The sequence below is a fragment of the Pseudomonas sp. B21-017 genome, from assembly GCF_024749245.1.
In the GTDB taxonomy this organism is placed as follows: Bacteria; Pseudomonadota; Gammaproteobacteria; order Pseudomonadales; family Pseudomonadaceae; genus Aquipseudomonas.
Map to the genome: position 1 here is coordinate 3,135,353 of NZ_CP087194.1, position 18,550 is coordinate 3,153,902.

15 protein-coding genes and 3 pseudogenes are annotated in these 18,550 nt (G+C 56.1%); 15 read left to right on the plus strand and 3 right to left on the minus strand.

Annotated elements, in window-relative coordinates:
* Positions 1-1,034 precede the first annotated feature (1,034 nt).
* The 4 genes from LOY28_RS14190 to LOY28_RS14205 all read left to right on the plus strand — a co-directional run bounded on the left by LOY28_RS14190 (position 1,035) and on the right by LOY28_RS14205 (position 5,025).
* Positions 1,035-2,444 carry a circularly permuted type 2 ATP-grasp protein gene (locus tag LOY28_RS14190; protein WP_111453329.1) on the plus strand — a complete coding sequence of 470 codons (1,410 nt, stop codon included), beginning with the start codon at positions 1,035-1,037 and terminating at the stop codon, positions 2,442-2,444.
* Positions 2,445-2,447: 3 nt separating this feature from the next.
* Entirely contained in the window at positions 2,448-3,398 is a 951-nt protein-coding gene (locus LOY28_RS14195; protein WP_019578892.1) for an alpha-E domain-containing protein, read from the plus strand.
* Positions 3,395-4,192: a transglutaminase family protein gene (locus LOY28_RS14200; RefSeq protein WP_018925906.1), complete on the plus strand. Its 798-nt coding sequence runs from the start codon at positions 3,395-3,397 to the stop codon at positions 4,190-4,192. The genes LOY28_RS14195 and LOY28_RS14200 overlap by 4 nt, the downstream gene beginning before the upstream one ends.
* An 80-nt stretch (positions 4,193-4,272) precedes the next feature.
* The gene (locus tag LOY28_RS14205) at positions 4,273-5,025 is read left to right on the plus strand and encodes a peptidase (protein ID WP_258614329.1); all 753 of its coding nucleotides are present in this window, start codon (positions 4,273-4,275) and stop codon (positions 5,023-5,025) included.
* A 72-nt stretch (positions 5,026-5,097) separates the two neighbouring features.
* On the opposite strand, the pseudogene LOY28_RS14210 reads toward LOY28_RS14205, so the two are convergent.
* Positions 5,098-5,232 (minus strand): annotated as a pseudogene (locus LOY28_RS14210) (OprD family outer membrane porin); the annotation flags it as partial.
* A gap of 216 nt (positions 5,233-5,448) precedes the next feature.
* Between LOY28_RS14210 and LOY28_RS14215 the strand changes: the two are divergent.
* The 6 genes and pseudogenes from LOY28_RS14215 to LOY28_RS30115 form a co-directional block, all read left to right on the plus strand.
* A complete protein-coding gene (locus LOY28_RS14215; protein WP_018925909.1) occupies positions 5,449-6,180 on the plus strand; it encodes a GntR family transcriptional regulator in 732 nt (243 codons plus the stop codon).
* Between the two features lie 136 nt (positions 6,181-6,316).
* The gene (locus LOY28_RS14220; protein ID WP_258614330.1) at positions 6,317-7,606 is read left to right on the plus strand and encodes an MFS transporter; all 1,290 of its coding nucleotides are present in this window, start codon (positions 6,317-6,319) and stop codon (positions 7,604-7,606) included.
* 28 nt (positions 7,607-7,634) lie between these two features.
* Positions 7,635-8,480, plus strand: coding sequence for an amidohydrolase (locus tag LOY28_RS14225; RefSeq protein ID WP_258614332.1), 846 nt, complete (start codon positions 7,635-7,637; stop codon positions 8,478-8,480).
* A gap of 157 nt (positions 8,481-8,637) precedes the next feature.
* Positions 8,638-8,781 (plus strand): hypothetical protein, encoded by a 144-nt coding sequence (locus LOY28_RS14230; RefSeq protein ID WP_168206167.1) that lies wholly within the window; start codon positions 8,638-8,640, stop codon positions 8,779-8,781.
* Positions 8,778-10,163 carry a GntP family permease gene (locus LOY28_RS14235; protein ID WP_032833722.1) on the plus strand — a complete coding sequence of 462 codons (1,386 nt, stop codon included), beginning with the start codon at positions 8,778-8,780 and terminating at the stop codon, positions 10,161-10,163. The genes LOY28_RS14230 and LOY28_RS14235 overlap by 4 nt, the downstream gene beginning before the upstream one ends.
* A gap of 108 nt (positions 10,164-10,271) precedes the next feature.
* Positions 10,272-10,391: pseudogene (locus LOY28_RS30115) on the plus strand (hypothetical protein); the annotation flags it as partial.
* A 133-nt stretch (positions 10,392-10,524) separates the two neighbouring features.
* Here the strand turns inward: LOY28_RS30115 and LOY28_RS30120 are convergent.
* Positions 10,525-10,651 (minus strand): annotated as a pseudogene (locus LOY28_RS30120) (hypothetical protein); the annotation flags it as partial.
* 186 nt (positions 10,652-10,837) lie between these two features.
* On the opposite strand from LOY28_RS30120, the gene LOY28_RS30125 reads away from it, so the two are divergent.
* From LOY28_RS30125 to LOY28_RS14255, 5 genes are all read left to right on the plus strand, one after another.
* Positions 10,838-11,011 carry an ATP-binding protein gene (locus LOY28_RS30125; RefSeq protein WP_408981042.1) on the plus strand — a complete coding sequence of 58 codons (174 nt, stop codon included), beginning with the start codon at positions 10,838-10,840 and terminating at the stop codon, positions 11,009-11,011.
* A 734-nt stretch (positions 11,012-11,745) separates the two neighbouring features.
* Positions 11,746-12,681, plus strand: coding sequence for a LysR substrate-binding domain-containing protein (locus LOY28_RS14240; RefSeq protein WP_138867536.1), 936 nt, complete (start codon positions 11,746-11,748; stop codon positions 12,679-12,681).
* Positions 12,682-12,854: 173 nt separating this feature from the next.
* Positions 12,855-14,306 carry an FAD-dependent tricarballylate dehydrogenase TcuA gene (tcuA, locus tag LOY28_RS14245; RefSeq protein WP_026286398.1) on the plus strand — a complete coding sequence of 484 codons (1,452 nt, stop codon included), beginning with the start codon at positions 12,855-12,857 and terminating at the stop codon, positions 14,304-14,306.
* Positions 14,293-15,450 carry a tricarballylate utilization 4Fe-4S protein TcuB gene (gene tcuB, locus LOY28_RS14250; RefSeq protein WP_192350496.1) on the plus strand — a complete coding sequence of 386 codons (1,158 nt, stop codon included), beginning with the start codon at positions 14,293-14,295 and terminating at the stop codon, positions 15,448-15,450. The genes tcuA and tcuB overlap by 14 nt, the downstream gene beginning before the upstream one ends.
* A gap of 47 nt (positions 15,451-15,497) precedes the next feature.
* Positions 15,498-16,796 (plus strand): MFS transporter, encoded by a 1,299-nt coding sequence (locus LOY28_RS14255; RefSeq protein WP_192350718.1) that lies wholly within the window; start codon positions 15,498-15,500, stop codon positions 16,794-16,796.
* Between the two features lie 608 nt (positions 16,797-17,404).
* Here the strand turns inward: LOY28_RS14255 and LOY28_RS14260 are convergent.
* Positions 17,405-18,535, minus strand: a complete 1,131-nt coding sequence (locus tag LOY28_RS14260) for an alpha-hydroxy-acid oxidizing protein (protein WP_032833723.1) — start codon at positions 18,533-18,535, stop codon at positions 17,405-17,407.
* Between the last annotated feature and the right edge of the window lie 15 nt (positions 18,536-18,550).

Sequence of the window (18,550 nt, forward strand, 5' to 3'; positions counted from 1 at the left end):
AGGCTGCGGAAGCTCGCCATCCACAGACCCATGTGAACCCACCAACAATTCTGTGCAGGGTCTTTTTCAACATAAATCTTCATTGACGGCGCTCCAAAAAGGCAGGAATCAATCATCCTGATGTGTGCAGGCTCATCCTTTGCTTTCTGAGTACGCTGGCGGTGAGCAATCCATGGCATTGCGTCGTTGCGTGCTCGACAGCGTGTGCGCGATCAACCGGCAAACTATTGATCAGGATCAACTATCCTGATCTGTTTGCCCGCGGCCTGATGCCGTGCGTCGGACAGCAACTGCCTAGCTCAATGCCTATTGCGTTGTAGCTTGGCCATCGGGGCGTGGAATATGGTTTTGGCGTAGTACGGATGGTAAGGCTCAGTGTCGGGCCGTCCTCCATGCCTCACTACTTTGCAGCTTCGCTTCAGGCGTCATCTCCGGGTGCATTTTATTGACCATTAATAGTGCGTCGGTATTCATCAATGCGCCGCGCTGGACGCCTTGTATTACAAGCAGAATAAAAACAGTGAGTAGGAATTTCCCGCTTGTAGGGCATAAAACTCAAATCAGTTGCCAAATGCACCATTTTCGTCCGATCCAGAGTTGTGCAAGTTACAAGTGGAAAAACCGTTTCAGTAGTCTTATCGATTTTTGTCTCAAAAATGAAATGATGTGTCGCAATTCAGGCTTGTCGGAGGGTTTTTAAGGTTTTTATCGGTCGTAACAATAGTTGGGCACAGCCCTTGCAAAAGTACTTTCAAACCACCGCTAGTGTGGTTTTTCATCGAAAAAAAATTATGGGGGAACGTTATAAATGGGGCGCCAGAAATCAAACCGCAAAGGCCAAGTCTCTGGCGTCGGAACGCGTCAAGAGGTTGCCGAATTCACGCGGAATTTGTTTCCAAATGAGACAGGAAGTTAACGACGCACACTGAGGTGCTCAACAGAAACAGTACTCACTAAAACAACGTAAGGCCTGATTTTATTGAAATAGCGAAGTTATAAGAAAATGCCGTCTGTATTGCGGCAAGGAGTAGGGTATGTCCCGAGCTTTTTTTAACGAAATGTATGATGCGAGTGGTGGCTGCCGCCCACATTACCAGGAGTTCGCGCGTTGGTTGGCGGACACACCTCTGGAGTTGCTGGATCAACGTCGTCGCGAAGCCGACCTGTTGTTCCACCGAGCCGGCATCACCTTCACCTTATACGGGGACGAGCAGGGCACCGAACGGTTGATTCCGTTCGACATCATTCCGCGCAGCATCAAGGCCAGCGAATGGCAAATGGTCGAGAAGGGCTGCATTCAACGGGTCCAGGCATTGAACATGTTCCTGGACGACATCTACCACGGGCAACGTATTCTCAAGGAGGGCATCATTCCGGCCGAACAGGTGTTGGCCAATGAGGGTTATCAGGTCGCCATGCAGGGCCTGAATCTGCACCGGGGCATCTACGCCCACATCGCCGGGGTCGATCTGGTCCGCGACGGCGATGGCAGCTACTACGTACTGGAAGACAATCTGCGCACTCCCAGCGGCGTCAGCTACATGCTTGAAGACCGCAAGATGATGATGCGTTTGTTCCCCGAGCTCTTCGCCGCCCAGCGTGTGGCGCCCATCGATCACTACCCGAACCTGCTGCTGGACACCTTGAGGAGCTCCAGTCCGCTGGACAATCCCACGACCGTGGTGCTGACCCCGGGCCGCTTCAACAGTGCCTACTTCGAACATGCGTTCCTGGCCCGTGAAATGGGCGTGGAACTGGTGGAGGGCGCTGATCTGTTTGTCCGCGATGATCACGTCTATATGCGCACCACCGCCGGCCCCAGACAGGTGGACGTCATTTACCGCCGTCTCGACGATGCGTATCTCGATCCTCTGTCGTTCAACCCGGACTCCATGCTCGGCGTACCGGGCCTGATTGCCGCTTACCGCTCAGGCAACGTGGTGCTGGCGAACGCCGTCGGCACCGGCGTGGCCGACGACAAGTCGATCTATCCCTATGTCGGCGACATGATCCGCTTCTATCTTGCCGAGGAACCGATCCTCAAGAACGTGCCTACCTGGCAATGCCGCAAACCGGAAGAGTTGTCCCATGTGTTGGCGAATCTGCCTGAGCTGGTGGTCAAGGAAACCCAGGGCTCCGGTGGCTACGGCATGCTGGTCGGCCCGGCGGCCACGGCGGCGGAAATCGAAGACTTCCGCGCGCGCCTCAAGGCACGCCCCGAAGCTTATATCGCCCAACCAACCCTGTGCCTGTCGACGTGCCCGACCTTTGTCGAAAACGGCATCGCTCCACGCCACATTGACCTGCGCCCGTTTGTGCTGTCGGGCAGAGAAACCCGTCTGGTGCCCGGTGGCCTGACCCGCGTGGCATTGCGCGAAGGCTCGCTGGTGGTGAACTCGTCTCAGGGCGGCGGCACCAAAGACACTTGGGTAGTGGAGGACTAAGACATGCTTTCAAGAACCGCTTCGGACCTCTACTGGATGTCCCGTTACCTGGAGCGCGCCGAAAACCTGGCGCGCATGCTCGAAGTCAGTTACTCGTTGTCGTTGATGCCTCAGGCGGGGCGTACCGATGGCCGCGCCGAACTGGCAATGTCGCTGCTCGCCGCCGGTACGCTGGACGATTACAACGAGCGTTATGGAGAGCTCAACACCGAACGCATGTTGCACTTCTTCGCGCTGGATGAAACCAACCCCGGGAGTATCTATTGCTGTTTGCAAGCCGCGCGAGCCAATGCTCATGCCGTGCGCGGACGCATCACCGCCGACATGTGGGAGAACATCAACGCCACCTGGCTGGAGATGCGCAACATCGCCAGCAATGGTCTGGCGCGCTATGGCATCAGCCATTTCTGCGAGTGGGTCAAGGAGCGTTCGCACCTGTTCCGCGGTGCGACCTCGGGCACCATCATGCGCAACGATGCCTACTGCTTCATTCGCCTGGGGACTTTCCTTGAGCGGGCAGACAACACGCTGCGCCTGCTGGATGCACGCTACGAAATGTTCGGCGAGGAGTCGGAGGAGGTGAGTGACAACTCCGCGCGCGGCTACTACCAGTGGAGTGCCTTGCTGCGGGCCTTGTCGTCCTTCGAGGCGTTCAACGAGATATACCGCAATGCGCCGGGCGCCGAGCAGGTCTCCGAGATGCTGTTGTTGCGCAGCGACGTCCCGCGTTCGTTGCATGCCTGTATCGAGGAACTGGACCATATACTCGCCAGCCTGCCGGGCAGCAACGGGCGGGCCGCCCAGCGATTGGCCGCCGAGTTGAATGCTCGGCTGCGCTACACCGGTATCGACGAGATTCTAGGCTTCGGTCTGCACCTTTGGCTGACTGACTTCATCTCCCAGGTTCGCCATCTCGGCCAGACCGTTCACGAGTCCTATCTGGAGGCCGTATGAAACTGTCCATACGCCACGACACCACCTACAGCTACGCCGATGAAGTCTGCACCAGCATTCAGTTCCTGCGTCTGACGCCGCAGAACAGTGAACGCCAGCGCATCCTGGAATGGCACCTGGAACTGCCGCGCCTGGTGCGCAGCCAGTTCGATCCGTACGGCAACATCCTGCATGTGTTGACGATGGACGAACCCCATGGGGCCTTGGTACTGACAGCTTATGGTCAGGTGGATATCGACTCGGACCGTGAGCTGGAGCGCGACAGCCAATCGCCTTTGCCGTTTTTGCGCACCAGTAAGCTGACGATTGCGGACGATGCCCTGAATGCCTTCGCCGTGCAGCACTGCGGCATACGGCGTGATCGAACGGCGTTGATCGACCTGATGCACGGCCTGGCCGACCATATGGTCTACAACCCGGGCGCAACCACCGTGGACACCACGGCCGCCGAGGCGTTTGCGGGCGGAGGCGGGGTCTGTCAGGACCACACTCACGCCTTCCTGGCCTGCGCCCGTAGCCTGGGGATTCCTGCGCGTTATGTCTCCGGTTACTTGTGCACCGAAGATGAAAACCACTTGGCCAGCCATGCCTGGGCCGAAGCCTGGCTCGACGATGGTTGGTACAGCTTCGATGTCACCAACCGGCTGTCCCGGCCCGAACGCCATCTGAAACTGGCGGTGGGCCTGGACTACCTCGACGCCTGCCCGGTACGTGGCATGCGTCGTGGTGGCGGGGCCGAGTCGATGCTGGCGCGGGTACAGGTAACGTCGCTGTTTCAGGTTCAGCACCAATAAGCCTGAAACGTTCATCGTAATTGGCCATGCCGTCGGGGAGACGGTATGGCCTTTCATCCAGAATTCACGAGTAAGCGCAAATGACTTATTGCGTCGCTATGCACCTGGCCGACGGGATGGTGTTCATCTCCGACTCACGGACCAATGCCGGTATCGACCAGATTTCAACGTTTCGTAAGTTGTTTATTTTCAGCACGCCGGGCGAACGGCTGATTGTGTTGCAGACCGCGGGCAATCTGGCCACCTCGCAATCGGTGGTGAACTTGCTCAAGCAGCGTTGCAGCGGGCCTGGCCCGCACCTGTTGAATGTCCGCACACTCTATGACGCGACTGTGCTGGTGGCCGAAACCGTTCGCGAAGTCGTCGCCCGGGACCGTACCAAGTTGGCAGGCAAGACCGACTTGAGTTGCTCTTTTCTGGTGGGCGGGCAGATCGCGGAGGGGGCGATGGATGTGTACAGCATTTACCCGCAAGGCAACTTCATTCAGGCGACGGAGGACACGCCTTTCCTGCAATTGGGTGAAAGCAAGTACGGCCGACCGATACTCGATCGCAACCTCACGTACCGCACATCACTCGAAGAGGGCCTGCGCTGCGGGCTGATCTCGTTCGACTCGACCATGCGCAGCAACCTGTCGGTGGGTATGCCGCTGGATCTGCTGGTGTTCAGAAAAGACAGTTTTGGTGGTGCAAAAAGTTATCGCATCACGGCCGACGACCCGTATTTCATGCGTATCCGTATGCAATGGGCCACCGGACTGCAAGACATGCTTGCCGCATTGCCGGAGCCGCCTGACGCTTACATGTCGGGGGGGCTGCCAATAAAGCGCTGACTCTGCATCAGCGCTGAAGTAAAGCGGCCGGGCCAGCGATTACCAAGTGCGCGATATCGTGATGTCGATTGGCTAAAGCAGCGGAATGCTGTAGCTCACGATCAAGCGATTCTGGTTCTGGTCACGCGCCGCCTCGCTGTTGGACTTGCCGTTGCGCCATCCAAATCCGACACCTTTAAGCGTGCCGGACTGAATCACATAGTTCAGATCATGCCCACTACGGACGCGACGCCAGAGGAGATTTTAGAACAGGCTGAGCGGGTAGGGCTCTCTCGGATTGAGGCAGTGGGTCATTCCAGTTGACCTAGGCTCACCCACCTTTCGTCAGCGAGATCAGCAACCCTTGTTGACAGAAAAATGCATCAGGAGAATACTCGCCTCAAGATTCATATATATGACTAGATAACAAGGTGAATAAAGTCGATGAACTCCTTATCCAGTGATGTCCGGCTACCGCTTTATCAGCGCCTGCGAGATCAGTTGGCTGAACAGATTGCCAACAATCGTTGGCGTCCCGGGGAGGCCATTCCCACCGAGGCTGCACTTTCAGCGGAGTACCAACTGTCCACTGGCACCGTACGCAAAGCGGTTGACGCGCTGGTCAGTGAGGGCGTTCTTGAGCGTCAGCAAGGTCGAGGCACCTTCGTTCGCCGGCCGCAGTTTCAATCGTCACTGTTCCGATTTTTCCGCTTCCAGACCGCTGCGGGCGAGCGCCAGGTGCCGGAGAGTCGCATCTTGTCGATTGAGCCGGTAGCCGCACCCTCGGCGGTGGCCCAAACGTTAGGCCTGCCAATCGACGCACCGGTTATTCGCATTGTTCGCGTACGTCTTCTCGATGTTCAGCCGGTACTTGCCGAAGAAATCTGGCTACCTCGCAGCCGGTTTCAGCCGCTGCTGGAGATCGACCTGAGTCGAAAAGGGCCGCTGTTGTATCCGATTTACGAAGAAGTCTGCGGTCAGGTCGTCGCTTCTGCCGAAGAAACACTCACCGCCGAGTCTGTAAACGACGTGCATGCGCGATTGCTGCAAGTAGCGGTCAACAGTCCCGTGGTGGTGATCGAGCGTCTGGCGCGTGACTACGCCGGGACGCCTCTGGAATGGCGTCGCTCCCGTGGTCATGCCCAGCATTTCCGTTACAGCGTGGATATTCGCTAGCGCCTTGCCTCAATAGCGGATCGCTCATCGGCGCCTGATCTGCGCCGTCTTCATCGTCTTGCTTGCCATGCCTGGCCTCGTAGCGGCGCGGTTCGCTTTCGGCTGCCTCACGTTTCACTTATAAGGATAAGAAATCATGTTCAGCTGGTATCGCCAAGTCACTCCTCGGGAGCGCAAAACGTTCTGGGCCTGCTTCGGCGGATGGTCGCTGGATGCTCTGGAAGTACAAATGTTCGGCCTGGCCATTCCGGCATTGATCGCTGCGTTCGCACTGACCAAGGGCGATGCCGGGCTGATCAGCGGCGTCACGCTGGTCACTTCGGCCATCGGCGGATGGGTAGGGGGGACGTTGTCCGACCGCTACGGCCGGGTGCGTACGTTGCAGTGGATGATTCTGTGGTTCTCCTTCTTCACCTTTCTGTCCGCCTTCGTCACAGGGTTCCATCAGTTGCTGATGGTCAAGGCACTGCAAGGCTTCGGCATTGGTGGTGAGTGGGCTGCCGGCGCGGTATTGATGGCCGAAACCATCAACCCGAAATACCGCGGCAAAGTGATGGGCGCTGTGCAAAGTGCCTGGGCGGTCGGTTGGGGGCTGGCGGTCGGGGTATTTGCGCTGATTTATACGTTCGTACCGCAAGACATGGCCTGGCGTGTGATGTTTGTCGTAGGCCTGCTGCCCTCGTTCCTGATCCTCTGGGTACGGCGTAATGTCGAGGAGCCTGACAGCTTCCAACGTTTGCAGAAAGAACACGCCATTCCACAGAGCTTCTTCAAATCCCTGGCCGGTATTTTCCGACCTGAACTGCTCCGCGTAACGCTGTTCGGCGGGTTGTTGGGCTTGGGCGCACACGGCGGATACCACGCGGTGATGACTTGGCTGCCGACATTCCTCAAGACTGAGCGCAACCTGTCGGTGCTGAACTCTGGCGGCTACCTGGCCGTGATCATCTTTGCCTTCTGGTGTGGCTGCGTTGTTAGCGGATTCTTGATCGACCGTATTGGCCGCCGCAAAAACATCGTGTTGTTCGCGTTGTGCTGTGTCGTCACCGTGCAGTGTTATGTGTTCCTGCCGCTGACCAATACCCAGATGCTGTTTCTGGGGTTCCCGCTCGGCTTCTTCGCGGCAGGCATTCCTGCGAGTCTTGGTGCGCTGTTCAACGAGTTGTACCCAGCGGATGTACGCGGTGCCGGTGTCGGTTTCTGCTACAACTTTGGCCGGGTGCTCTCTGCAGTATTCCCGTTCCTGGTCGGTCACATGAGCGACTCCATGTCCTTGGGTTCGGCGATTGGCATCGACGCTGGGATTGCCTACGGCGTGGCGGTGATCGCGGCACTTTGTCTGCCGGAAACCCGTGGACGTAGCCTCGAAGCTTCGAGTGCATCGGTGCCAGCAACGGTCAACGGCAACGAGAGTGCGCGGGCCTGATGCCCTTTACCTTCTATAGATGAACGCTATGACTGACACCTGTTCTACGCCGATCACCGGCATCGACTCCCATGCTCATGTGTTTAGCCGTGATCTATGTCTGGTCGGTGCACGGCGCTATACCCCTGATTACGACGCCACGCTTGAGCAGTATCTGACGCACTTGCACGCTCATGGTCTGAGTCATGGCGTATTGGTGCAACCGAGCTTTCTCGGCACCGACAATAGCTACTTGCTGGCGGCGTTGAAGCAAGCGCCGGAGCAGTTGCGAGGCGTGGTTGTGCTGGAGCCAGGCGTCAGTCGCGCCATGTTGAATGACATGGATCACCTGGGCGTGGTCGGCGTTCGCTTGAACCTTATGGGTATGGCGTTACCTGATTTTCGTAACAGTGCCTGGAGAGAGTTTTTCAGCCACATTGCTGATCTTGACTGGCATGTCGAGTTGCATAGGGAGGTAAAGGATCTGCCGGGACTGATCCATCAATTGACGCCGTTCGGTTTGAAGTTAGTGATTGATCACTTTGGTCGGCCGGATGCCAATTCGGGCGTCGATCAGCCCGGCTTTTGCGAGTTACTGGAGTTGGGATCGAAAGGTTCGATCTGGATGAAGGTATCGGGAATCTATCGTTTGGGAGGTACGCCGCAACAGAACATCAATTTCGCTCGAATGGCATTACCGCTGCTGGAACAAAGTTTCGGCCTTCGCCAGTTGGTGTGGGGCAGCGACTGGCCGCATACGCAGCATGAGCAAAGCATCGGTTTCAGCACCGTAGTCGATCAGTTGCAAGCCCTGGAGTGTTCGACGCAGGTTAGCTATTCGTTGCTGGTGCAAGTCCCTCGAAGGTTATTCGGTTTTGCGAAAGGCGAAAGCTGAAATTTACGCCTGCATTTGCAGATGACCATTCATCTCACCCATTTAAACGAATACATACAGAACATTCGAAGTGCGACCGTTGCAGTAAAACCTATCGTGGCTCATCGAGAAGTTCTGTGTAATAGCAGCATATTCCAATTACAAGAGAGTAGATTCCATGAACACGTCATCCAATGCCGAAGTTGAAAGCACCCAAACGATGTTTGGTTTATTGCGTGCGCCGACAGGTGTTACGGTTTCAAACTTCTCTTTCAAATCTGAGTGCAGTTTGAGCGCCAGCCCAACCGAGATCCTTTCATGACTCCCTTAGATGTAGACCTCTTACTGACCGCATTGGTGAGCGTCCTGGTGCTGGTGGCGCTCATCGTGTCGCGTCTCAAAATGCACCCGCTCCTGGCCTTGCTAGTAGTTTCCGTTGGCGTTGGCTTTGCAACCAGTATGGAACCAGAAACCATAGTCTCCCACTTGATCACCGGCGTCGGAAAGACACTGGGGGCAGTAGGGGTCGTAATCGCGCTTGGAGCGATGCTAGGCAAAATTCTTGCTGACGCAGGCGTCACAGAGCAGGTCGCCGAGGTCATCCTCAAGCGAACATCGGATCGGATGATACCTTGGGCCATGATGATGGTTGCATTTGTAATTGGCATTCCCATGTTTTTCGAGGTGGGCTTGGTGATCATGCTGCCGCTGATATTCAGCGTGGCGCGAAAGCTGGAAAGCCAGGCTCGCTTCAAAGGTTCAGCCTATGTGTATGTGGGTGTTCCGGTGATTGCGGCACTTGCAGCCATGCACGGGATGGTACCGCCGCACCCTGGCCCCTTGACGGCCATCGCCGCGCTCAAAACCTCGGTCGGGCCCACAATGCTCTATGGCTTCCTTGCGGCTATTCCTGCAATGATTTTAGGCGGCCCGCTTTATGGCGCATTCATTTCGCCGCGCATGAGCACTCGGCCCGATCAGGTTTTGCTAGATCAGTTCACCCTGGCTGAAAAAGCCGACGATCAACCAAGCACCAGCGTATGCCTTGGCGTGCTGGCAGCCTTGCTACCGGCGATCCTGATGCTGATTCATGCCGTCGCTGAGATGGTATTACCCAAGGACAATGCGATCCTGAAAATGGCTAGTTTCTTGGGCAATCCCCTGATCGCCATGCTCCTGGGCGTGCTGTTCGCAGGGGCAAGTCTGGTACTCGCGCGGGGCGGCGATGCGGGGCAATTGCGCGAATCCCTGGGCAAGAGCCTCAAGCCAATCGCCTCAATCATCATGATCATCGCCGGCGGTGGTGCCTTTCAGGAGCTGTTGACCAGCGCCAAGGTGGGCGATGCCATTGTGCACCTGACTCAGCAGTCTGCGTTCCCTCCGCTGATCTTGGGTTGGTTGATCGCGATGTTGCTCTCGGTATCTACCGGTTCTGCCACTGTCGGTATCGTTGGTGCTGCTGGCTTGCTGGCGCCGCTTGCAGGTGCTGATCCCAGCCTCAACCTGCCTCTGCTTGCCTTGTCCATAGGCTGCGGCTCGCTGTTCTTCAACTATGCGAACCATGCGGGCTTCTGGATGGTGAAGGAATCCTTCGGCATGACTATGGGCGAAGCCACCAAGACCATTTCAGTGGTTCAATCCATCGTGGCCGTGGTCGGTTTGATTGTGGTGTTGATGTTGAATGCGGCTGTCACGGTGGTTTGAGTCAGGATCTGTTCGCAGTTAGTAACCCTGCCCGAACGAGTTAGCCGAGGGGGGGAGATAGAGTTACGCTCCACAGGGTGTTTTACTCGGCTCTAACCCTAAAGTGTCGGCACGCATAAGCCCCGCCAGGTGAAGGTCTACAAAAAACCTCACACAGGCGAAGTTGTAGAAACGAAGGGCCCTTCAAGGGCCCTTTGTTGTATGCGCTTTCGAAATTGTTCAGATTAATGATCTATGAAAAAAGGAAAAGGGGGTGGAAACGGTTTTACTGTCAACTCAGGAGGGACAATACCTCAGAGCCTACGCATGTGGTCTGTCCCGGTATTAGTAGAGTGAAGAGGGGGCAGGAACGATAACGGTGGAGGTCGAGATCGTAGACCAAGATGTCGACTACGCGAACCGGATTGGCATCGTGGGCATAGTCATCAAGGCTCTCGGGAAGTAAAGGTGTCTTGGCCTCGATGTTCACATTGGATAAAGCGCTTCATAGGCGATCCCTGCGACGAAACCCTCAAAAACCATAGCAAGTGTTCGCGACGGCGTTTTTACACACTCTGGGCCAGATCATTCAGAAACCGTCAAAATGCCTTTTTCCTGCCTCGCGCCCACGACTTTGTTGATTAGTTCATCCCAAGGTGGCGTTGAAGGGAACAGCTCAATCAGAAATGCGAGGAATGCCTGTCAAATCCCAAATCGGCTTTAGGGGCGCTGATGATTTCACGGGTGGTTCGGGCTTGGACCTATCCACCGTCGAACGTGTTGTAGATCACCTTGGATGGGGCATTCGACATGAGCCCAATCCGAATGGCGGTAGCCGCTTCACCTTGCAGCTTCCCGATAGTGTGTAGTTTTCCATCGACAGTAAAATCGACACACCGCACGCACATAGGTTGATTCATCAGAGATCGTCCTGCATTTTCCACCACAAGCAAGAGCATCGAATGAAAGGGATCCTCGAAAACCTGCGTCCGCTGGACTAATCTTGAAACATAATGTTACGTGTAATGTATATTATGTTAAATGATGTGTCATGTCATAGATGTTCATGAACCGCCTAAACCACTGATTCGACAAACCTGCTAGCGCCGTTGCCCATACTCATTCGAGATTGAACGACGCTTTGAAAGCCATATCATCAATGTTCGTCCCGACCACGCTCGTTACCGCAGCCTGACAGATACGCAACTCCAGATCCTTTGATCCACTCATTTCGGAACGCCAAGCGCCGGATGATTTGCAGGACTGCTCATACCTACAGCGCAATTATGGATTCGCGCTCAGAAAGTATGATTTGAAGGCGATCAAAGTTAAGTCGTCGACATTCAGTCTCGGTGCCTTCTCGAGACTCATAGGTAGTCTTCAGACGTAGTTTCTCTTCCCTACCATAGATGTTGAAACCTTTCGGTACAGTCTGGCAGTAGAAGCGCGCTCCGTTACGCATTGATCCTGTTTCTGTTTGGATTGTAGGAACAACAACGAATCTCAAAATTTTCAGGCCCTCTCCTATATTGTCTTGCGGTTTGGTGCTCGCCGCGGTAATCGATAGGCATTCCAACAACAATTTGACGTGGAGCAGCAACGCTTGGAATTGAGACAACTGCGATATTTCGTAAAAATCCTCGAACACGGCAGCTTGGGACGCGCAGCTCTTGAACTGGACGTCGGCGTATCAGCCCTTAGCCAACAGATCGCGAAACTTGAAAGTGAGCTGTCAACCCGCCTCCTTAATCGCACCACTACTGGCGTCACACCTACCAGCTCCGGTATGGCGTTCCTGCACCATGCCCAGCTGTGTTTGCGGCAAGCCGAAAATGCGATCATGGCCGCTCACCGTGGGCGAATGAGTGGGTACGTCACCGTCGGAATGGCGCCCACGACTTCCACTGTTCTTGCCCTGCCATTGATCAACGCGATGCGAGAGCGTTACCCGGATATTCAATTGCACCTGGTCGAAATGCTATCCGGGCATTTGGCCACGCAACTCAATGCTCGCCAGATCGACCTGGCCATTCTGTTTCAACTCGAAGGTGGTAAGCGCTGGAGCGTGACACCGCTGCTCGACGAAAAACTATTTGTCATCAGCTCACCGCACCTGCCCCACGCACCACAAGGAACCAGCGTGCAACTGGCGGATCTGGGGCAACTTCCACTGGTAATGCCGAGTGCGCAACACGGTTTGCGTTCTACGCTGATGGTTGCGTTTGAACGTTCGGGATTGGCTCCCAACATCATCATGGAAGTGGATGGGCTTGCCGTATTGATGAACGCCGTACGCGCAGGTCATGCTGCCACCATCCAGCCCGGTGCGGCAGCAGCGCTCAAAGGTGAGTCGGGACTTTCAGTGGTGGAAATTTCCGATGCTCACGTAGGTCGACGAAACCTGCTGGCGACACTGCCTGATGATGAGCTGTCTCCCGCTGCTCTGGCGGCGCGACTGGTCATCACCGATGTCGCTCGACAGTTGGTCGTTGATCAACAATGGCCGGGAGCATCGTGGATTGAGGACGTCGCGTCATGATCCCGGCGCACCCTCTTCCCGGTTTCCAATACTGAGGTGTCCGCGCCAAAGCCTTTATGAAAACTAAACACCCCCATTCATTTCGCGCCTTTCGACAATAAGCTGACAGCTCTACCTTCCCCCCACTCGCGAGGAGCACTTCGTTCATGCCTCCTTGCGATTGAGGAGTGATGATGATCGACGTATTAGTAATTGGCGGCGGCAATGCCGCCTTGTGTGCAGCGTTGATGGCGCGAGAGGCTGGTGCTAGCGTGATGCTGCTGGAGGGCGCACCGAAAATCTGGCGTGGTGGCAACTCGCAACACACACGAAACCTGCGATGTATGCACGACGAACCGCAAGATGTGTTGGTCGATGCCTATCCCGAAGAAGAATATTGGCAGGATCTGCTGAAAGTCACCGGTGGGATTACTAACGAAAAGCTTGCACGTATTGTCATCCGCGCCTCGTCGAACTGCCGTGACTGGATGCGCTCCCATGGTGTGCATTTTCAGCCGTCGTTGTCTGGTGCCCTACATGTTGCGCGCACCAATGCGTTTTTCATGGGCGGCGGCAAAGCGTTGGTTAACGCGTACTTCCGCAGCGCCGAGCGGCTGGGTGTGAAGATCCGCTACAACGCTCAAGTCACCGACATCGAGTTGAAGGACGGAGCATTCGTCGCAGCCCACATCGGTGAGCGTGAGGTCAATGGTCAGCGTTTGCCCGCCGAGCGGATCCAGGCCAAGACGTGCGTTCTGGCGGCTGGCGGTTTCGAGTCGAACCGCGAGTGGCTCCGTGAGGCTTGGGGCCAAAACGATCGCGGAGAATGGCCGTCAGACAATTTTCTGATTCGCGGGACGCGCTTCAATACTGGTGTACTGCTTCGGCGCATGCAGAGCTTGGGCGCCGATTTTATCGGTGACCCAACCCAAGCGCACATGGTGGCCATCGACGCCCGTGCGCCCCTGTATGACGGTGGTATCTGTACCCGTATCGATTGCGTATCGCTGGGCGTGGTGGTCAATCGCGACGGCGAACGCTTCTATGACGAAGGCGAGGATTTCTGGCCCAAGCGCTATGCGATCTGGGGCCGCCTGGTGGCGGGTCAACCCGGTCAACAGGCCTACTCGATCATCGACCAACAAGCCCTCGGCCGTTTCATGCCTCCGGTGTTTCCGGGCACTAAAGCCAACTCTCTGCAAGACCTGGCCCGCCAGTTGAAGCTTCCCGTGACGCAATTTGTCAAAACCATCGAGGAATATAACGCAGCCTGCTGCGTCGGCACGTTCGACCACACCGCGCTGGACAATTGCCACACCGAAGGTTTGACACCCGCCAAAACCCATTGGGCCCGCCCATTGGTAAAGCCCCCATTCTGTGCCTACCCACTTAAACCTGGCGTGACCTTCACCTATCTAGGCCTCGCTACCGACGATACCGCCGCCGTTCACTTCAACGGCAAGGCTAGCCCCAACCTGTTTGTCGCAGGAGAAATGATGGCGGGCAACGTATTGGGCAAGGGCTATACCGCCGGCATCGGCATGGCCATTGGTACCGCATTCGGTCGCATCGCCGGTGTGCAAGCCGCGGCTGCGGCCGGCTTCCTGACCCCTTCCTCCACGGAGCCCCAACATGCAGCTGTTTGATCCCAAGGCACCGGGTAATTTGATTCCCGTACTCAACCTTGATGAAAGCGAAGTTCAGCGACAAATGACCGTTTGCAATGCCTGCCGTTACTGCGAGGGCTTCTGCGCTGTATTCCCGGCCATGACAAGGCGTCTGGAGTTTTCTCAGGCGGATATCCATTACCTGGCGAACCTTTGCCATAACTGCGGCGCATGCCTGCATGCCTGTCAGTACGCTGCCCCTCACGAATTCGTAATCAATGTGCCCAAGGCCATGGCCAAAGTCCGCCTCGACACTTATACCGAGTACGCCTGGCCACAGGCGATGGGCACACTATACCGACGCAACGGACTGACTCTGGCACTGTCCGCCGGTGTCGGGCTGGCACTGTTCCTGTGTCTCACGTTGATGGTGATGGGCAACCTGTTCACGGCGATGCCCGGGGGAAATTTCTACGGGATCTTTCCGCACAACACCCTGGCCGTAATGTTCGGTGCAGTTTTCGGATTCGCGGTACTCGCGTTAACCCTTGGCGCGCGGCGCTTCTGGCGCAATGTTTCACCGACCGACGCGCCCGCGCAGGAAAAAACCGCTGCTGCACTGGAAGCCACGGCCAACGTCGCCCGGCTCAAATTTCTGGACGGTGGCCATGGCGAGGGCTGCAATAACGCTGATGATCGATTCACCTTGTGGCGGCGGCGCTTCCACCACTTCACCTTCTACGGCTTCATGCTGTGCTTCGCCGCCACTGGGGTCGCCACGCTCTACCATTTCCTTCTGGACTGGTCGGCGCCCTACCCCGTCTTGAGCTTGCCGGTGATGCTGGGCATCAGCGGTGGGCTCGGGTTGCTGGTCGGCCCTGCGGGTCTGTTGTGGTTGAACCTGCGTCGCAACCCCGAACACGGCGACGAAAACCAGAAACCCATGGATCGCGGCTTTATCGCACTGCTGTTCCTGGTCAGCGCCAGCGGCCTGGCACTCCTGGCGTTCCGTGAAACCGCAGCCTTGGGCCTGTTGCTGGCAATCCATCTCGGCCTGGTCATGGCGTTTTTCCTGACCATGCCCTACAGCAAATTCGCCCATGGCATCTTCCGCAGCGCCGCGCTGCTCAAGTACTCCATCGAAAAACGCCAACCCAACCCGATCAACGCAGGTAGCGACTGATCGGCGATCCATTCATTCCAAAAACAATATTGATCACCACGGTAGCCATGATGAAAACAACAACTCAAGACACCCGATCCAAGGGGGCCAAACTGGGCGCCATCCTGCGGGTCACTAGCGGCAATTTTCTCGAACAGTTCGACTTCTTTCTGTTCGGGTTTTACGCGACCTACATCTCCCAGACGTTCTTTCCTACCACCAGCGAGTTCGCCTCGTTAATGATGACCTTCGCCGTATTCGGCTCGGGATTTCTGATGCGGCCGCTGGGCGCTATCGTGCTGGGCGCATACATCGACAAGGTGGGCCGGCGAAAGGGGCTGATCGTGACGCTGTCGATCATGGCCGCGGGCACGGTCTTGATCGCCTTGGTTCCGGGCTACGCCAGCATAGGCATCGCAGCGCCGATATTGGTGTTGCTCGGGCGACTGTTGCAGGGATTCTCCGCAGGTGCGGAAATGGGTGGTGTTTCCGTGTACCTGGCTGAAATCGCCACGCCCGGACGCCGGGGTTTCTATACCAGTTGGCAGTCGGCCAGCCAACAAGTGGCGATCATTCTTGCGGCTGCGTTGGGCTATACGATTAACGCGTCTATGGAGGCCGCCGACGTTGCAGCCTGGGGCTGGCGTATCCCATTCTTCATTGGTTGCCTGATTATCCCGTTCATCTTCATCATTCGCCGCTCGCTACAGGAAACCGATGCATTCAAAGCGCGCAGCCATCACCCAAGTGCCAGTGAAGTCTTTCGCTCGATGCGGGACAACTGGCGCACGGTACTGGCTGGTGGTCTGTTAGCGTCGATGACCACGACCACGTTCTATCTCATTACCGTCTACACCCCGACTTTCGGCCGGTCTGTACTGAACCTGAGCACCAGCGACAGTCTGGTGGTCACGCTCTTCGTCGGCCTGAGCAACTTCATCTGGCTGCCCATCGGCGGTACGATCTCTGATCGCATTGGACGCCGCCCCTTGTTGCTGGCGGTCACCTTGCTGTGCATCTTCACCGCCTATCCCGCCATGCATTGGCTGGCCGCGGCGGCAAGCTTCGAACGACTGCTCGCCGTGCTGCTGTACTTCTCTTTTTTCTTTGGCATTTACAATGGCGCGATGGTTGCTGCATTGACTGAGGTAATGCCTCAGAACGTACGAGTCGTAGGATTTTCACTGGCATTCAGTTTGGCAACGGCTGTGTTTGGCGGCTTTACACCCGCCGTATCAACAATCCTGGTGCAGGCAACAGGTGACAAGGCGTCGCCCGCCTACTGGCTAATGTTTGCTGCGTTGTGTGGGTTCACAGCGACGACGATCCTGTATCGCAGGCAAAAAGCAGTGCCAGTCAACGCTTGATCAAAGAGAGGTTTCGGCGGAATTCAGGGCTTTGCACTGAATAAATATCGCGCCCTGGCCTGCATTGTATGCGTCCGGCAAAGGCATCTAGCCCGCTCTGCTAAGCCAAGACAGGTGTGCACTTCAATTTAAGTGGACACCTCGTCTAGCCTTTTTAAGCAGATACTCCATGCAGTCAATGCGCCGTTCCTATTCCAAATCCTTCAAAACCCAAGTATTCGGAAAGCCGTAGCCGCACTTCAGTAGATAGGCTTCGGCAATGGGCCAGTTTGGGATCTTGATGATGGTGGATGACAGCTGTTTGACTCCAAGGAGAACAGCATCTCAAAGTAATAATGGATGTCGTTCCTTTGCTGCCTGATCATCGCGGAAATCTGGAGCTTTTTCAGGCTGTATTTCAATCACTCCTGCACCAGCTCGCGCACCTCCACAATTCGTGTCTTGGACGCATTGATCTGCAGCTCAAACCAACTGACGCATTTTATGATTACCGCAAGCGCCCTCCTCCGCTTCTTCCCGCCGGTTGAAAAAAAACGTGAAATCGTCGATGCACGAGTTGAAACGTTCAGCCATACACAGCGCCGAGGCCGCAGATACGGCTGTTGGTATCACCCCCTGATTGAGGTGACATGGTCGGGCGACAAACTCGCCATGGAGGCACACCCCATGTTCGCAAGTGTGCGATCCATCTCATCTTTGATAATGCTCAGCACCTGGCTAGCCCCTTCCTCGCCACCTGCAGCCAGACCGTAGAGTAGTGGCCTGCCTAGAAGAACACCACCCGCACCGAGCGCCATAGCTTTAACAACGTCAGAACCACGTCTGAAACCGCTATCAACAAGCACCTTGCCCGGATGAGCATTAGCAATTTGCTTAAGAACAGGCATAGGCGAGCAGCTCGAATCAAGTTGACGCCCGCCATGGTTTGAGAGGATTACGCCGTCAGCTCCGAACGCCATACAACGCGCAGCGTCTTCAGGGTGAAGTATTCCTTTGACTAACAGCCGATGTGGCCAGAGTTCTCGCAATCTTTTAAGTGAATCCCAGTTGAAACTGGCATCCATTTTCCGCGACAGCAGCGCAGCTTGAAGCTCTACGTTGTTGGCGTCCTGATTGGCGAAATTTGCCATCTGCGGCATCCCGCCTGCAAGCAAGCTTATAGACCAGCGCGGATGGAGCATTCCATCGAGCATTACCTTCGGCGTGTACTTGAAAGGCAGGCCAAAACCACTACGTAAATCACGCTCACGCTTGCCGTTCACCGCAACATCAGTGGTCAGCACTAGCGTTCTGTAACCTGCCGCCAGTGCACGAGCTACGAGTTGATCAGCAAGTGACGGGTGCACTACATAGAGTTGGAACCACAGCTCCCCTCCCGCTTTTTCCGCGACCTCCTCAATGGACGCATTGGCCGCCGTGGACAATATAAAGGGGATACCGGCTTTCCTAGCCGCCCTTGCTAAAGCGATATCGCCCTTCGGCCAAAATGCCCCATTAAGCCCCATCGGAGCTACCAGGAGCGGCAGTGGCTGAGTAGTACCGAAGACGTTAACGCTCAGATCACGCTGGGCGACATCAACCAAGCGTCTTGGGATGAGCTCCCAATGGTCGAACGTGTCCCGGTTACGCTGCAGGCATTTCTCATCATCGGCGCCGCCTTCAAGGTAGTCGAAGACCATTCTGGGAAGGCGCCGTTGCGCCAGTGAACGAAAACCTTCAACGCTAAAAGCTAAGCTCATGGTGTCCTCACGGCA

What these genes read in the sequence shown, in the direction of transcription:
- LOY28_RS14190 (WP_111453329.1), top strand. Translation starts at nt 1,035, where the DNA reads ATGTCCCGAGCTTTTTTTAACGAAATGTATGATGCGAGTGGTGGCTGC.
- LOY28_RS14195 (WP_019578892.1), top strand. Translation starts at nt 2,448, where the DNA reads ATGCTTTCAAGAACCGCTTCGGACCTCTACTGGATGTCCCGTTACCTG.
- LOY28_RS14200 (WP_018925906.1), top strand. Translation starts at nt 3,395, where the DNA reads ATGAAACTGTCCATACGCCACGACACCACCTACAGCTACGCCGATGAA.
- LOY28_RS14205 (WP_258614329.1), top strand. Translation starts at nt 4,273, where the DNA reads ATGACTTATTGCGTCGCTATGCACCTGGCCGACGGGATGGTGTTCATC.
- LOY28_RS14215 (WP_018925909.1), top strand. Translation starts at nt 5,449, where the DNA reads ATGAACTCCTTATCCAGTGATGTCCGGCTACCGCTTTATCAGCGCCTG.
- LOY28_RS14220 (WP_258614330.1), top strand. Translation starts at nt 6,317, where the DNA reads ATGTTCAGCTGGTATCGCCAAGTCACTCCTCGGGAGCGCAAAACGTTC.
- LOY28_RS14225 (WP_258614332.1), top strand. Translation starts at nt 7,635, where the DNA reads ATGACTGACACCTGTTCTACGCCGATCACCGGCATCGACTCCCATGCT.
- LOY28_RS14230 (WP_168206167.1), top strand. Translation starts at nt 8,638, where the DNA reads ATGAACACGTCATCCAATGCCGAAGTTGAAAGCACCCAAACGATGTTT.
- LOY28_RS14235 (WP_032833722.1), top strand. Translation starts at nt 8,778, where the DNA reads ATGACTCCCTTAGATGTAGACCTCTTACTGACCGCATTGGTGAGCGTC.
- LOY28_RS30125 (WP_408981042.1), top strand. Translation starts at nt 10,838, where the DNA reads ATGCCTGTCAAATCCCAAATCGGCTTTAGGGGCGCTGATGATTTCACG.
- tcuA (WP_026286398.1), top strand. Translation starts at nt 12,855, where the DNA reads ATGATCGACGTATTAGTAATTGGCGGCGGCAATGCCGCCTTGTGTGCA.
- tcuB (WP_192350496.1), top strand. Translation starts at nt 14,293, where the DNA reads ATGCAGCTGTTTGATCCCAAGGCACCGGGTAATTTGATTCCCGTACTC.
- LOY28_RS14255 (WP_192350718.1), top strand. Translation starts at nt 15,498, where the DNA reads ATGATGAAAACAACAACTCAAGACACCCGATCCAAGGGGGCCAAACTG.
- LOY28_RS14260 (WP_032833723.1), bottom strand. Translation starts at nt 18,535, where the DNA reads ATGAGCTTAGCTTTTAGCGTTGAAGGTTTTCGTTCACTGGCGCAACGG.